The following is a 13,884-nucleotide window of genomic DNA, read 5'->3' as shown; positions in this document are numbered from 1 at the left end:
AGCACAAAATACTTTTTTAATCTGCTTGGTTGTACAAATGCTGTCGGCCGCTATGCACCCTTGATCCCCCCTTTGGCCAGCGTGGCTTAAGGCGCCGAACGCGGAGCCATGCGTTCCCTGTGAACGTAGGCCACATCAGGAGCGCCCTTGCTCTGATTTCGCAACTGGTACTTGTCGACATACTCAAACGTACGCGAGCCCGGGTGATGCTTGAAGCCATCAATGGCGTTCACCGGCAGAAGCTGCCACGGACCGGTGTAGCTGAATGCCGCCACACTGCTCCAATCCATCTTTCCCGTGAACATTTCCTGAGCGTTGAGGGTCAGTTGGTTCATCCGCGCGTTGTGCATGGGGTCGGAACGATTGGGGGTATCCCAACGCACCTCGCGCACCCGGATGCACTCCTGTGGAACATCCGCCGCTTCCTCATCGCAAGTTTGCCGCTCGGCCGCCACCTCGAACAACAAGTGCTGCTTGTTATCCCCGTATTGGGTTCTCACGGTCGGTGTTCCGCTGAACATCCAGCGCGATCCGTCTGCAAATGCGAGCGTCAGACGTGGTGGCGTGGATTCATCCGCCAGCGTCAGAGCAAAGCTTCGAACCATGTTCAGCAGCCTTCCTACGCGCTCTTCCAGGCCCATGATGTCGTTGGGAGAGTTCGGTGACTGTTCACCGCTGGATCCACACGCCATCACTGTGGAGTTGAATTCATGAAAACGAATGCCGTTACCTTCCTGCAAGGTGTACTTCCATCCGATGGAATTGCAAACATGGATTCCTCCGTAGCCTTTTTCCGAAAATCCCATCTGCATGGCGCGAGGCCAATCCGTCGGGACTCCAAACTCTGTTTGCTCCTGCCCATTGGCTGCTTCGGCTTTCAGGAAATGCCACCGATATGCCTCCAACTGATCCGCCATCGGCGAAGCCTCCGTGACAGGCATTTCCAAACGCCGCTCGGCAGCATGACTGCCCTGCGCCAGCGCAACCAGCGACGCCACAACCATCACCGCAGTCGATGCAGAAATGCGCCGAAAAACCGATGAGAGATTCATGTGAACAATTCCCGTTGTGTTCAACGCGTGGTGACTAAGCAGGAAACTCGCCACCTTCGTAGGCCTTGCGCATTTGCGCTACGAATGCATCCGCGTGGCCCAACGCAAGGCAGCCAATGATGAGGCCCACGTCATCGCTTGCATAAGCCGCAAGCTCGGAACTGTCCGTCTGCTGTATCACTGTCAAATAGGCCTGTTCACGCGCCTGACCCTGCAACTGCGTCACATCATCGCGTTGTTGCGCAGGCAGTGCCTCCAGCAATGATGCCAGTACGTCATGGGCAGTAGACCACTTGCCGTCAAACGGCTCCGCGTCCCGCTCATCCAGATAAGCATCGACGGCGTCTTCATCTTCGAACAAACCACTTCGTACCTGAAAGCTGCGCAGCACATGCAGCCATGCGCTGGCTTCCTCAAGTTTCAATGACATGGCGGTACTCCCATTGTGCTGAATCGCATGCTGCCAATCATGAAGCGGCCTCTGTTCACCGATAGTGCAATTGCGCCGCAATGCGTTGACGCCACCGCTCCGCTTCTTCACGGCCGTCGAAGGCACCCAAGTGCATGGGCCGCTCGCCACGCACAGTGAGGCTGATGACATAGAACGGACCGTCTTCCGATGAGCGCTCCAAAATGCCGGGAGACGCGAGCTTTGCATAGTCGATCGGGGCCCAGCGTGGGGCCAGGGGCCAACGCGAAGTGCGCAGCATTTGGCGTCGTTGACTGTCAAAACGCAAGCGCAGGCATCGACCCAAAGCAATCGCCAAGCACAGCAGTCCCATGAGGCTTGGCGCCACGATGCACAAGGCAACCAGCAGCAATTGCCAGACAGGCAGACCCCAATGGGCATGCTGCACGAACGGTATCGGGATGACGAACATGCCCACACCAATCACGCCCACGAAAATTCGCAGCGGCACGCTGATGTGTTCTTCGTAGTGCAGCCCGTTCTCCGTTTCGATGAAGCCATTTGCCATGCCTTCAGTTTGTGACTTGAAGATGACTGTTTCATGACACATCGACGATTTCGACTTCTCAAACGATTGCGCATGTCCCGGAAGCAACAAGCCGCAGGGTCAATGGAGACTGTACCGGCCCCGATAGGCAAGCAAGTCTTCTCATCCAGAATCCCTCGAAGCACATGCTTTCGATTCAGGTACATTCAACTTGAGGGGTCCGTTTCCAAGATAGTTTCCAAGAAATCGAGAGGAGGCGCGGTGGCAACAACAAAGTCAGTGGCCAGCATTCGACGATGGTTCTCACAAGCCGTGTTCAACACCCGCGCCCGACCGGGGCAATCGCCTCAAGCGCCCATGCCGATGATTGTCGGATCGCCCCGCTCAGGCACCACGTTGCTGCGGTTGATGCTCGATGCGCACCCCGAAATGGCGATCCCGCCAGAGACGGGCTTTCTCACCATGCAGTTGCCGTCTGCAGACGTGGAAAACCCGAAGAAATGGTTTGCAGATGCGGTCACGCATTTCCCGCCCGACGCTCCGGGTTGGCAGGACTTTGGCATTGCTCGCGAAGTGTTCGAGCAAGCCCTCGGGCAATTGGAACCGTTTGAATATGCGGAGGGCTTCCGGTTGTTCTACCGGATGTACGCGGCCAAATTTCAGAAGCCGCGCTGGGGTGACAAAACACCGTTGTATTGCCTAAGCATGCTTTACGTGCAGCAGCTTTTGCCTGAGGCACATTTCATTCATATCATTCGCGATGGCAGGGGCAGCGCCGCCTCGCTGCGAAAGCAATGGTTTTCGCCTGGGGATTCGATGGCCGTGCAGGCGCAATACTGGCGAACCAATGTGACTGCCGCTCGCGAAGCGGCAATGCAGTGTCAGCACTATCTTGAAGTGCGCTATGAAAACCTGATTTCGAACACGGAAGCAGAACTGCGACGAATCTGCGACTTCATTCAACTGGAATTCGATCCTGTCATGCTGCGTTACCACGAGCACAGCGCGAGCAGACTTTTGGAGCACAAGGAACGCGTCACCCATGATGGCGTTGTGATCGTGGGCGAGACTCAGCGCCGGGCGCAGCAAATCAGAACAACGCAGGCACCGATACCGCAATTGCTGACGTCGTGGCGCGACGCATTGAGCGCTGCAGAAATCGCCGAGTTCAATGCGGTCGCGGGAGATTTTCTGCAGGCGCTTGGCTACTCTGTTTCGCCTGAAGCGAACCAAGCACCCGAAGGTCATCCAGAGCCAACGTCATGGTGACGAACAATGCAATGAACGCTCGTCCCCATGCCTTGTTTCAGTGACGTTCGCCCTTGCTCTCCTGCCGTCAGAACGACACCGTCGACGACACTCGATACGTACGCGGCGCGCCCGGCATCGCGAAGCCGTCGGAGAACATGCCGATCCAATACTTCTTGCCGGTCACGTTTTCCACGCTGGCGTTGAAGCGCACGGGTGTGGCGCCAAACTTGGTTTCGTACTTGGCCATCAGGTCCAGGCGGGTCCATGAGGGCACGCGCAGCTTGTTGCCGGAATCGACCCATTGGCCATCGGTGTAGAGCAGACGACCGCCTGCGGTCAGGCCCTTGATGGGGGTGTCCCAATCGAGGCCGATGCGGGCGCGCAGCTTGGGAACGCCGTAGTTTTCAAGCCCTGTGTTGAGTTGGCGAGACTTGATGTATTCCACACCGCTCAGCAGCGACAGCGTGGGTGCGACCTTGCCGAAGGCGCTCCACTCCAGGCCGCGCAGACGTTGTTTGCCGTCGAGCACCTGGTAGTTGCTGCTGTTGGTGATGACCGATGGCTTCTCGATCTGGAAGGTGCTGAAGGTATGCGTTGTCTCGCCTGCCTTGAGCTTCACGCCGAGCTCGCCCTGCTTCGTTTTCATGGGCGAAAGGGATTCACCGGAGTTGGCATAACCGGTGCCGACGATGCGGCCGGGCTCCAGACCTTCGGTGTAGTTGGCGAACAGCGAGACGTCTTCGCTCCACGGACGCACGATGACCGCAGCCATGGGCGAGAGATGGCTCTTGCTGTAGTTGGAAGCAGCACCGCCCACCATCGGCGTCTTCACGGTCTGGTGACGCAGGCCCAGAGTCACGAGCACTTTTTCGTCGGCAAAGCTCATGGTGTCGGCCAGGGCAATGGAGCGGAATTCGTTCTCGGTGGTGTAGCCCTTCCATGTGGGTGCCGCCGGGAAAGTCGGCGTGGTCGGGTTGTACATGTTGGTGGTGTAGCAGTAGTTGCACGCCGTGTTGTACGTGCCCTCCTTGTGCTTGAGGATGTTGAACGACAACTGCATGCGATGCTGCACGCTGCCGGTTTCAAACTTGCCGATGGCTCCCGCTTCTGCCGTGCGGCGCTCGGACTGGGTGTGCACGTTGTAGATAGCACCGCGCGTTGTGCCGTCCGCACCGGTCACGATGGCACGCGTGCCGAACAGCAAGCCCTTGCCTTCGGCTTCGGATGCGCCCACGGCGAAGTAACCTTGCCAGTTGGAATTGAAATCGACCTCGGCGCGTGCCAGCAGGCCGCTGTTGTCATACTTTCCGTGCGTGCCGCGGAACATGTTCACGTCGCCCTTGGGCGGTGCCAGCACGGTGCCTACGCCGCGAATCGCCGAGGTGCCCAGAAAGCTGAACATGCCGGGACTGCCACCGTCGATGTTGTTGACGCTGTTGTAGGCATCCAGCGAAAATCGGTACTTGTCGCCGACATAGTCGATGCCCAACGCGCCCACTTTGCGCTTTTGCGATTCGTCTTCGGCTCCCATGTCGCCCGAGCCATAAACGCCATTGAAACGCACGCCAAGCCGCTGCTCGGGACCAAAGCGCTTGCCCACATCGGCATGCACCTGCAGGTAGGAATCGGAGACGTAGGTGGTCGTCAGATCGGCAATGGGCTGCGACAGCGCGCGCTTGGTCACCATGTTGACCGACCCAGCCACGCTGGCCAGCGGCGGCATGCCGGAGAGCAGCACGTTCGGGCCGCGCATCACTTCCACACGCTCGAACATTTCGATCGGCACGGAGTTGGCCGGTGCAATGCCGTAGAGACCGTTGGTCGCGATGTCCATGGCGGTCACATCGAGGCCGCGCAGGTTGAAGTTCTGCAGCAAGTGGCCCTTGTTGGTGGTGAAGACGACGGCCGCATCGTTTTCCAGCACATCCTGCAGCGACAACGCGGACCAATCCTCCGCCAGCTCGCGGGTGTAGGCGTTGACGTGCACCGGCGCATCGACGATGGACGTCGCTCCCAGAATGCCCAGACGCGCACCGTTGGCGGCCTTGCGACCGGGGGCCAGCGTTGGCAGGTCTTCGCGCTCGTACTTGTCGCGCACGTTGACCTGCGGAAGCGTGGCGGGTTGCGCTTGTGTTTGCGTTTGCGCTTGTCCCGAAGTCTCTGTGCTGGATTGCGCCATAGCGGGCGAAGCGGCGCTTACCGCGATGAGCGCGAGCACGATGAAGTTGAGCCGAGGCTTGAAAGCTGAGCGAGATGGCATGACCAAAAACCTTTGGAAGATGAGTACAGAAAGGAAGAAGTGCTGAGCGAAGTGCTGGGCGGTTAGCTGGCTTTATTTTTTTGACGCATGGCCAGCCCACCGAAGAACAAGGCAAGCAGCGCGCACAGGCCTTCGAACAGCAAGAAGTTGAGGTGATGGGTCTTGACGGCCACGCCGCCGAACAAAGCAGGCGCAGCCGCATACAGCAAGGCAAGCGCAGGAATCAGCACGTTGCAGACCGCCGCAAACCACAGCAAGGGAATGGCGGCTCGCTGCGTACCCAGTCGCCACGCCAACGCCACGCTGCCGAACAGCAAGACATAGAAAGTCCACTGATGAACGCTGTCGATGTCGGCCACATGCGGGGCGAGCAGACGTGATGCGAACAACGTCGCAGGCAGTGCGGCAGCGCAACCCACGCACACACCCAGGGTGGCACCGGACAGGATGCGCACATGGCGCGGCCGCTCCTCGATCTCGCGCGTCTTGCGCATGCGCTTGGTGCGGGTCTCGATCCACAGCAGATTGCCGGTGTAGAAAATCAGCGCGCCGCTCAGCCCCAGCAGCACATAGAGCACACGCACGGGATTGCCGCCAAAGCTGCCGAAATGCAGTGAGAAGAAACTGACAAGCGATGCACTCAGCGCGCTGCTTTTGTCGCCGGGGAAATAGATGCGGTCGTAGAGTTCGCCCGTTCCCGCATGCACAAAGCCAAAGCCGTATTGCGCGCCGCGCTTGAAATGCATGTCGTCATTGCCCGCAACCATCACACGCACCCGCTTGCTGCCCAAGCCCACATACTCCAGCGTCTGCGGCTCGAACCCCGGAGCCTGCTCGCGTACCTTGCGCAGGAGTTCGGTCGGCGGCAGCCATTGCGATCTGTCCACTTCAGGGTGCTTGATGCTGTCGCGCTGCACGGTGGCCTGCAAACCGTCGCGGTAGATGAACTTGTCCTGCGCGTCGTAGATCCAGTCATGCAGACCGAATACGGCTGCGCTCAACGCAATGACGATATGGAACGGCAAACTGGCAACGCCGAGCAGGTTGTGCACGTCGAGCCACATGCGCTTGAGGTTCGGGCCGATGCGCAGATAAAAAAGGTCCTTCACCAACGATGGCAACAGCACGACGATGCCCGACACCAGCGCCAGCGCATACAGCAGCGACACCACACCGATGATCCGCTCGGCCCATTCCAGCGGAATCGGCAGGCCGCCCTTGCGATGCAGATAGTCCACAAAATTGCCGCTGTTGTCGGGCTCTTTGACGATGTCGGCTTCGCGCACCTTGCCGTCGCGCTGCAGCTCGAACCACTCTTCGCTCTCGCGGGTCGACAGACGCATCAACGGCGTCTGGCTGTCCGCATTCGGCAAGCGCAGGCTGAGCCGCCCCTTGGCTTCAGGATGCTGAGCGAGGAACTGCTTGAACGATTCGTCGATGTCGTTGCTCACATCGGCTTTGGAGACGGCGGGCTGCGTCCATTGCCGGATCTCGGGCTCCAGCATCGAGAACGCACCCGCGTAAAAAGCGATGAACAGCAGGAGGCCGCAGACAATTCCCACCCAACTGTGCACGGCCAGGTAGTCGCGCAGAATCTGTGCCTTGATCTTCATTGCAGCACCCACCACAGTCCGGCGGCAAGAAGATTCGCGCCCACGAGCCAGACAATGCAACGCAAGCGCGTGCTCGTCAGAAAAACCAGCGAAAGAACCGTGCACCACAGCGGCGCAACCATCCACATCGAGACCTGATCGCGTGCTGGCGCAAACGCAGGTCCGAGGCCCGAGTACATGACCAGCCAACTGATCCAGAGCGACAGCGGAAAGCCCAGCAACAGCCCCGCCACACCCTTGAAGAACAGATGGCGCGAAGCCGAGGCTCCACGCAGCTCGTCGCCACTGTCCTCATGAATCACTTCGCCGCTCATGCCTTGACTCGCTTTTTCTTGGGCGCGTGATACCAGCTCACACAAGGCACGGCGAGGATCAACAACGCGAGCGTGCAGGAAATCGCTTCGGCAAGTCCTAATCCCGCGCGCACGAATGCGACAACGCTGGCAATGAAGAAGGCGGCCCCCACCAGAAAGCCGCCTGCCCCACGCAGTCGAGTGTCAAATCGAGGTGCCGCCAAACATAGAAACCATCCGGACACGATGGCGGTCACCCAACCCAAAATAAGCATTTGCCGCTTCACAATATTTTACAGGAAGGCAAATGATATTCGTTTGCATTAACAATTTCCACCGAAATGTTGCTCGCACGCGTCGCCAACCCGCGTCCATCTCGCGACGTCGTACTGTCGATCCGGGCTCTATTGCAAACACTCACTCACGGCGCAGATTGCATCCATGAACAAAGTGCCCGCGTTCAACGGATCAGACGATCTCCAGCAGCGCCACACGCGCCAGAAAGAAGTCGCGCGCTTTTTCCCGGTCCTGTGTTTTCAGATCACCGATGTCCAGTTGGCCCTCGTCCAGATCGCTGTAGCCCATGGACCAATTCAGAAACTGCCGATGGCCTTCGTCCTGCGCCACATGCAGAACGGTGAAATCGGTATGACGCCGGTCTCGCTTCAGGTTCTCGGTCAATGCATCGATGGCCGCAGGTGGACCTTCGATGTACTGGGCAAATCGCTCACCATCAAACACCAGCACTCCGGTGATGCCGTTCGCGGCGTTGAACGTGCGCGCAGTCTTGATGATGTCCGACACACAACTGGCGTTGGCATCGGAGGCCAGGCGGCTCACGTACAGAAGCGATTGGAGTGGGTGGGTCATGGAACTGGAGGGCATCCCCTGCCGAGATGGGTTGCGCTGGGCAAAGAGCGAATGCTCCGCGTTCCATCCTATCAGTGCAGGGGCCAAAGCAGCAGCCGACGAGCCACTCGTTTCATCCGTTCATACCCTTGGCTTCTCGTTCATGACGTCGTGTTTGCAGTGCTCACCGGACTTGGGCGATAGAACGGCTTTTCGCCCAACACGGTCGCCCTGTGCATCACGCGGCGGTGCGGCAGATAGTTGGCGCAGGCATAGTGCTGCGTGATGCGGTTGTCCCAGAACGCAAGGTCGTGCCGCTTCCAACGCCAGCGCACCACGAACTCCGGCTTGGCCACATGCGCAAACAGTTGGCGCAGCACGGCATCGCTTTCACTCGCGCCCAGTTCGACGATGCGCGTGGTGAAGCCCTCGTTCACGAAGAGCGCCTGCTGTTCCGTTTCAGGATGGGTGCGGATGACGGGATGCAGCACGGGCTTGTGCTTGTCGCGCGCGGCTTCCCAGCGCACGCGTTCTTCGGGCGTGCGTGCAAAGCGCCAGGCAGGGAAGGATTTCAGAAAATCGTGCTCCGCGTGCAAGCCTCCCAGCAGACGCCGATAAGGAACCGACAACGCCTCGAAAGCCGCACTGTTGCTGGCCCAGAGCGTGTCTCCGCCCGTTGGCGGCAAATGCTGCGCTGAAAGAATGGCGGCTTGCGCGGGCGCTTCGGTGAAGGTGATGTCGGTGTGCCAGTTGTCGTTGTCGGGCGGGTTGTCGTCGTCGGTATCGAGCACGATGATCTCCGGCACCTCGGGCACATGGCGGTAGACCGGATGGATATGCAGCGCGCCAAACCGCGCGGCCAATGCACGTTGCTGCTGCGGTGTGATCGGCTGGTTCTCGAAGAACAGCACCTGGTGCCTGAGCAGCGCTGCATGCAGCTCGTCGCGCTGAGCGTTCGTGATTTCGCGGGTCAGGTCGATGCCGTGAATGAGGGCTCCCAACGCGGGGCCGAGGATCTGGATTTCCATGTTGCGCTGAACGTTGTTGTTCTGTGGGTGTCTTGGGATTGCAGCGAGTGTGCTGCGCGATGCGTCCCGCCGTTGCTTGTTTTTCGCATGTGCACATGCGAATTGCGCGCATGCGAAACAGCGTGTTCTTTCTAGACTCGCAAACATCCAGCCATTCATTCAACGACACATCCAACCGGGGGAACCACATGACCACATCCATCAACCGCACACGTCGCCACATTTCCGCCGCACTGGTTCTTGCATCGGCGCTGGGCGCTGCCACAAGCCTGCCGGTGCAGGCAGCCGGAGCAAAAGAAGTGGTCATCGGTTATCAGGACATGGTGCTGCCGTGGCGCTATGCGCAGGAAACGCAGGCCGTGGAAAAGGCCACGGGCTACAAGATCACCTACCGCAAACTGGGCAGCGGCGCAGAGATCACCCGCGCGCTCGCCAGCGGTGCCATCCAGATCGGAGAGGCTGGCTCGTCGCCATTCGCTGCCGCGCTTTCGCAAGGTGTGCCGATCCAGATCTTCTGGGTGGCCGACAACATCAACAACGCCGAAGCGCTGGTCACACGCAAGGGCAGCGATGTGAAATCGCTCGCGGATCTGAAGGGCAAGAAGATCGGCATTCCCTACGTATCCACCAGCCATTTCCACGCACTGGTGGCCTTGCAGGCTGCGGGCGTGAACCCCAAGGATGTGAAGATTCTCAACCTGCGCCCACCAGAAATCCTTGCCGCATGGGAGCGCGGTGACATCGATGCAGCCTTCGTCTGGGACCCGGTGCTCGCCAAGATCAAGCAGAACGGCGAAGTGCTCACGACGTCAGGCCAGATCGCCGCACAGACCGGCAAAGCCACATTCGATGCGCTGGCCGTTCGCAATGATTTCGCCAAGAACAACGACGCATTCCTCCAGCAATTCGTGAAGGTGCTGGGCGAAACCGACAAGCGCTACAGCGCCAATCCAAACGCCTGGACCGCAGATTCCGCCGAAGTCAAAGCCATCGCCAAGTGGTCTGGTGCCGAGCCCGCCAGCGTGCCCGACAGCCTCAAACTCTACGCCTTTGTCTCGCCCGCCGATCAGGCCAGTGCGCAGTGGCTGGGCGGCGGCAAGACTTCGGTCGTCGCGCAATCGCTGCAGGCCACGGCCCAGTTTCTGCAAGCACAAGGCTCGGTGCAGCAAGTGCTGCCCGACTACTCGGTCGGCGTGAACGATACCTGGGTGCGCCGTGCCGCGCAGTGACGGGGCAGGACTTGCAGTGCGCGGATTGTCCGTGCGCTACGAAGGTTCGCCTGCGGGCAACGTGCAGTCATTGGCGCTGCACGATGTGAACCTCGACATGGCACGCGGCGAGTTCGTCGTCGCGGTCGGTGCATCCGGCTGCGGCAAAACCACCTTGCTCAACTGCATTGCGGGTTTCACCGCACCATCGACGGGCAACATCCATTGGGATGGAAAACCGGTGGTCGACGCAGGTGCCGAGCGCGGCGTGGTGTTTCAAAAACATGCGCTGCTGCCTTGGCTCAACGTGATCGACAACGTTGCGCTCGGTCTGCGCTTGCGGGGCATTCCGCGCATCGAGCGCCTGCGCACTGCCCATGAACAGTTGCTGCACGTGGGCTTGGCGGATCGCGCCAAAGCCTATCCGTGGCAGCTCTCCGGCGGAATGCAGCAGCGCGTGGGCATCGCGCGTGCGCTGGCAAACGATGCCAATCTGCTGCTCATGGACGAGCCCATGGGCGCGCTCGACGTGTTCACGCGCGAGTCGCTGCAGGAGCTGATTCTCAAGCTCTGGGCCGAAGAACAACGCGCAACGCGTCGCACGGTGTTCCTCATCACGCACGATGTGGAAGAAGCACTGTTCCTCGCCACGCGCATCATCGTGATGAGCCCTCGCCCCGGCCGCATCACCGACAGTCTGGATGTGGACTTTGGTCGCCGCTATCTCGCGGGAACCCCTGCGCGCGAAGTCAAGTCCCACCCTGAATTCATCGCCATGCGCGAGCGGCTCATGCAGGCGATTTCCGGCGCTTCGGCAGCCATTGCCTGACGCATGAAAACAAGAAGAGAACAGACATGTCCGTCACCGCACTCTCCCTGCTTGCCCGCACAACGTCATGTGACTGCGACAGTGAAACCGAGTCCGAAAGGGGCACTTCCGTGAAAGCGGCCGAATCATCGAGCGACATCCCGGCAGTCGCTCCCTACCGGTCGCTGCGCACCAGCCCCAAGCGCTGGTGGAGCGTTCTGTGCGTGGCAGCGTGGCTCGCCCTCTGGTGGCTGGCCACGGAGCTGCGTTGGGTTCCGCCCTTGTTCCTGCCGCCGCCCGAAGCCGTGCTCAAGGCTTTCGGCCAGGCATGGCGCGGCGACATTCAGGGCGGCGATGCACTCTGGGTGCATGCGCAATGGAGCAGCCTGCGCGTGTTCGGTGCGTTCGTGCTCGCGGTGATCACCGCAGTGCCGGTAGGCATTGCGATGGGCGTCAACCGCTGGGCGCAGGTGGTGCTCGATCCGCTGCTGGAGTTCTACCGCCCATTGCCGCCGCTTGCCTATCTTCCGCTCATCGTTATCTGGCTGGGCATTGACGAGGCCTCCAAATGGCTGCTGATCTATCTGGCGTGTTTCGCACCGATTGCGCTGGCCGCTCGCGCAGGCACGCGCAACGCCACCGCCGAGCAGATCAATGCCTTGCGATCACTCGGTGCAACGCGCTGGCAGATGCTGTTTCATGTGATCGTGCCTGCTGCCTTGCCCGACATTCTGGTCGGCCTGCGCATCGCCATGGGCTTTGCCTGGACCACGCTCGTCGCCGCCGAAATGGTGGCCGCCACGCAAGGCCTCGGACAGATGGTGCTCAACGCTTCCAACTTTCTGCGCACCGATATCGTGGTGATGGGCATTTTCGTGATCGGCGCGATTGCGCTCACGTTGGATGCTTTGCTGCGCAAGATCGAACAGTGGCTGCTGCCGTGGCATGGACGCTGATGCGTCTCAGCCACGCGAGCGATTCAAGCCGACGCCACAAAAAGCCAGAATCCCCGCCAACAAGGCCAGTGCCGTCCAACCTGTCGCAGGCACAGGCGTGGCAACGCTCACCACCGGAATCGCCGAAACCAGCAGGTCTGCAGTAGCGTCTTGCGCAGGTGTCAGGTTCTGCGCGTTCGTCACGTCCGCTGTCGCAATGCGGTCGCTGTAGTTTCCGGCAGCGGTGGCGCTGACTTCCAGCACCGATGTACAGGTTTGCCCTGCCGTCAACGAACTGCTTGCCAAGCTCAGCGTCCCATCGGCAGGCGCCGCGAGCGTACCGGTGCAGTTGTTGCTGATCACCGTCCCTGTGAACTTCAGGTTGGCAGGCAGCGCGTGGACATAAGCCAGGTTGGACACGACAGGCAGAGCCGGAGCGGGTGTGCAGCCGACAGGTGCCTGCAAGGTGACGGTCAACTGCGTGGTCTTCCCCACCAGAATGCTGGCCGGATTGAACTGCATGCTCATGCTCATTCTGGGGTCATCCGCAGCGCTGGCGGGCGTCACCATTACGCTGTTGTTGCAGGCGTCGCGTGTGGTGAAGTAGCTGCGTCCGCCCGATGTCACTTCGGGGGCGCTGAAGTTGCCTCCATTGGGCAGGCCATTCACCAGCACATTGGGGCCCTGCGCGCCGTAGATGCTTGCTGGAGCTGTCCAACTGGCACCACCATTCGTCGATTCGACATACCACAGGTCTTTCTCCAGCGCCGCTGTGGTGTTGTAGTCTGCGAAGTTGTAGTACGTGCCCAGCACGCCACTCACATTCAAGGTGCGGCCCGCGTTGTAGACCAACGCGTGCGCAGTGCCCGCAGGCAAAGGCGTGGTTTCTGCATAGCCGGTGCCAGTGAAGAGGTTGGCTTCCAATGTCTGTTTGGGATTGCTCGCATCCACCGCCGGGCGAGGCGTTGTGGTGGGGGGCGACGCTGTGGTGTTGACTCCATAACGCCCCAGATTCCCGCCCACCGATCCCACCAATGCACCGGCCTGCGTCACATGCCGCAAATAGATGAATGGCCCGTCATCCATGCCGAAGACACCGATGTGAAAGCGGCCAGGAGCCGATGCGGTGCCACAGGTGGTCGTCGGCAGCGGCCCCAGAGGCTGCACGCTCAGGTTGTTGGGATCGACGCCAATGCGCCAGACACTGGTGTTGTAGCTGTACCAGTTGTGCCCACCCGTCTGATTCAGGTGCCACACCGCCATGCGCCATTCCCCACCCACTTGGGACACCCGCACGAACGTGGCAATGGGTTCCGCCGCGGGCATCGCTTGCGCGCCGCAGGCAATCTTCCAATAGTCGGTCGGCGGCTGCAAAAGTCCCTGCGTCGTGAAGTGAATGCCGTCGGACGAGGTCGCGTGGACCATCTTGCTGACATAGGAGTCAGCGCCATTCTTGATGGCCCAAAGGTGATACAGCCCATCGGTGCCCTGCACCACGGTATTGCGCAAGCCGCTGCCCGTGGTCTGCGTTCCCAACGGAACGCCATCCAGCGTGACCGCCACCGTATTGGTTGAAAAGACGACCGGTGCTGCATGCACCGGCTCAACCAAAGACATCAATGACACCAGAG

At 60.2% G+C, this 13,884-nt stretch carries 14 protein-coding genes; 4 read left to right on the top strand and 10 right to left on the bottom strand.

Annotation, left to right across the window (positions count from 1 at the left end; translation table 11 throughout):
- Positions 1 to 86: 86 nt before the first annotated feature.
- From G7048_RS16855 to G7048_RS16845, 3 genes are read right to left on the bottom strand one after another with little or no spacing between them, the layout of a single operon-like run.
- The gene (locus tag G7048_RS16855) at positions 87 to 1,052 is read right to left on the bottom strand and encodes an META domain-containing protein (protein WP_166069249.1); all 966 of its coding nucleotides are present in this window, start codon (positions 1,050 to 1,052) and stop codon (positions 87 to 89) included.
- Between the two features lie 34 nt (positions 1,053 to 1,086).
- Positions 1,087 to 1,482, bottom strand: coding sequence for a hypothetical protein (locus G7048_RS16850; RefSeq protein ID WP_166069248.1), 396 nt, complete (start codon positions 1,480 to 1,482; stop codon positions 1,087 to 1,089).
- Between the two features lie 55 nt (positions 1,483 to 1,537).
- Positions 1,538 to 2,029 (bottom strand): hypothetical protein, encoded by a 492-nt coding sequence (locus G7048_RS16845; RefSeq protein ID WP_166069247.1) that lies wholly within the window; start codon positions 2,027 to 2,029, stop codon positions 1,538 to 1,540.
- A 240-nt stretch (positions 2,030 to 2,269) separates the two neighbouring features.
- On the opposite strand from G7048_RS16845, the gene G7048_RS16840 reads away from it, so the two are divergent.
- The gene (locus G7048_RS16840) at positions 2,270 to 3,277 is read left to right on the top strand and encodes a sulfotransferase (protein ID WP_166069246.1); all 1,008 of its coding nucleotides are present in this window, start codon (positions 2,270 to 2,272) and stop codon (positions 3,275 to 3,277) included.
- Between the two features lie 67 nt (positions 3,278 to 3,344).
- Here G7048_RS16840 and G7048_RS16835 read toward each other — a convergent pair whose 3' ends face one another.
- The 6 genes from G7048_RS16835 to tauD form a co-directional block, all read right to left on the bottom strand.
- Positions 3,345 to 5,519, bottom strand: a complete 2,175-nt coding sequence (locus G7048_RS16835; RefSeq protein WP_166069245.1) for a TonB-dependent siderophore receptor — start codon at positions 5,517 to 5,519, stop codon at positions 3,345 to 3,347.
- 62 nt (positions 5,520 to 5,581) lie between these two features.
- A complete protein-coding gene (locus G7048_RS16830) occupies positions 5,582 to 7,132 on the bottom strand; it encodes a PepSY domain-containing protein (protein ID WP_166069244.1) in 1,551 nt (516 codons plus the stop codon).
- Positions 7,129 to 7,446 carry a hypothetical protein gene (locus tag G7048_RS16825; protein ID WP_166069243.1) on the bottom strand — a complete coding sequence of 106 codons (318 nt, stop codon included), beginning with the start codon at positions 7,444 to 7,446 and terminating at the stop codon, positions 7,129 to 7,131. Before G7048_RS16825 ends, G7048_RS16830 begins: the two co-directional genes overlap by 4 nt.
- Complete coding sequence (locus G7048_RS16820) at positions 7,443 to 7,700, bottom strand: hypothetical protein (RefSeq protein ID WP_166069242.1); 258 nt, start codon at positions 7,698 to 7,700, stop codon at positions 7,443 to 7,445. The genes G7048_RS16825 and G7048_RS16820 overlap by 4 nt, the downstream gene beginning before the upstream one ends.
- Before the next feature lie 193 nt (positions 7,701 to 7,893).
- Positions 7,894 to 8,295, bottom strand: coding sequence for a BLUF domain-containing protein (locus tag G7048_RS16815; RefSeq protein ID WP_166069241.1), 402 nt, complete (start codon positions 8,293 to 8,295; stop codon positions 7,894 to 7,896).
- Between the two features lie 140 nt (positions 8,296 to 8,435).
- Complete coding sequence (gene tauD, locus G7048_RS16810) at positions 8,436 to 9,302, bottom strand: taurine dioxygenase (protein ID WP_166069240.1); 867 nt, start codon at positions 9,300 to 9,302, stop codon at positions 8,436 to 8,438.
- A gap of 188 nt (positions 9,303 to 9,490) precedes the next feature.
- On the opposite strand from tauD, the gene tauA reads away from it, so the two are divergent.
- The 3 genes from tauA to G7048_RS16795 are packed head-to-tail and all read left to right on the top strand — an operon-like array spanning position 9,491 to position 12,274.
- Complete coding sequence (tauA, locus tag G7048_RS16805) at positions 9,491 to 10,531, top strand: taurine ABC transporter substrate-binding protein (protein ID WP_166069239.1); 1,041 nt, start codon at positions 9,491 to 9,493, stop codon at positions 10,529 to 10,531.
- 16 nt (positions 10,532 to 10,547) lie between these two features.
- On the top strand, positions 10,548 to 11,339 hold the full coding sequence (locus G7048_RS16800; RefSeq protein ID WP_240933011.1) for a taurine ABC transporter ATP-binding protein: 792 nt from the start codon (positions 10,548 to 10,550) through the stop codon (positions 11,337 to 11,339).
- A 26-nt stretch (positions 11,340 to 11,365) separates the two neighbouring features.
- On the top strand, positions 11,366 to 12,274 hold the full coding sequence (locus G7048_RS16795; protein WP_166069238.1) for an ABC transporter permease: 909 nt from the start codon (positions 11,366 to 11,368) through the stop codon (positions 12,272 to 12,274).
- Between the two features lie 6 nt (positions 12,275 to 12,280).
- On the opposite strand, the gene G7048_RS16790 is transcribed toward G7048_RS16795, so the two are convergent.
- On the bottom strand, positions 12,281 to 13,870 hold the full coding sequence (locus tag G7048_RS16790; protein ID WP_166069237.1) for a hypothetical protein: 1,590 nt from the start codon (positions 13,868 to 13,870) through the stop codon (positions 12,281 to 12,283).
- Positions 13,871 to 13,884 lie beyond the last annotated feature (14 nt).

Origin of the sequence: Diaphorobacter sp. HDW4B, from assembly GCF_011305535.1 — a bacterium.
In the GTDB taxonomy this organism is placed as follows: Bacteria; Pseudomonadota; Gammaproteobacteria; order Burkholderiales; family Burkholderiaceae_C; genus Diaphorobacter_A.
Note: the sequence above shows the minus strand (reverse complement) of the source record. Positions and strands in the feature narration are given on the sequence as shown.

Bases quoted from the DNA above. Each gene is read 5' to 3' on its own strand.
- G7048_RS16850 (WP_166069248.1), bottom strand. From the start codon at position 1,482: ATGTCATTGAAACTTGAGGAAGCCAGCGCATGGCTGCATGTGCTGCGC.
- G7048_RS16845 (WP_166069247.1), bottom strand. From the start codon at position 2,029: ATGGCAAATGGCTTCATCGAAACGGAGAACGGGCTGCACTACGAAGAA.
- G7048_RS16835 (WP_166069245.1), bottom strand. From the start codon at position 5,519: ATGCCATCTCGCTCAGCTTTCAAGCCTCGGCTCAACTTCATCGTGCTC.
- G7048_RS16795 (WP_166069238.1), top strand. From the start codon at position 11,366: ATGTCCGTCACCGCACTCTCCCTGCTTGCCCGCACAACGTCATGTGAC.
- G7048_RS16820 (WP_166069242.1), bottom strand. From the start codon at position 7,700: ATGCTTATTTTGGGTTGGGTGACCGCCATCGTGTCCGGATGGTTTCTA.
- G7048_RS16825 (WP_166069243.1), bottom strand. From the start codon at position 7,446: ATGAGCGGCGAAGTGATTCATGAGGACAGTGGCGACGAGCTGCGTGGA.
- G7048_RS16855 (WP_166069249.1), bottom strand. From the start codon at position 1,052: ATGAATCTCTCATCGGTTTTTCGGCGCATTTCTGCATCGACTGCGGTG.
- tauA (WP_166069239.1), top strand. From the start codon at position 9,491: ATGACCACATCCATCAACCGCACACGTCGCCACATTTCCGCCGCACTG.
- tauD (WP_166069240.1), bottom strand. From the start codon at position 9,302: ATGGAAATCCAGATCCTCGGCCCCGCGTTGGGAGCCCTCATTCACGGC.
- G7048_RS16790 (WP_166069237.1), bottom strand. From the start codon at position 13,870: ATGTCTTTGGTTGAGCCGGTGCATGCAGCACCGGTCGTCTTTTCAACC.
- G7048_RS16830 (WP_166069244.1), bottom strand. From the start codon at position 7,132: ATGAAGATCAAGGCACAGATTCTGCGCGACTACCTGGCCGTGCACAGT.
- G7048_RS16815 (WP_166069241.1), bottom strand. From the start codon at position 8,295: ATGACCCACCCACTCCAATCGCTTCTGTACGTGAGCCGCCTGGCCTCC.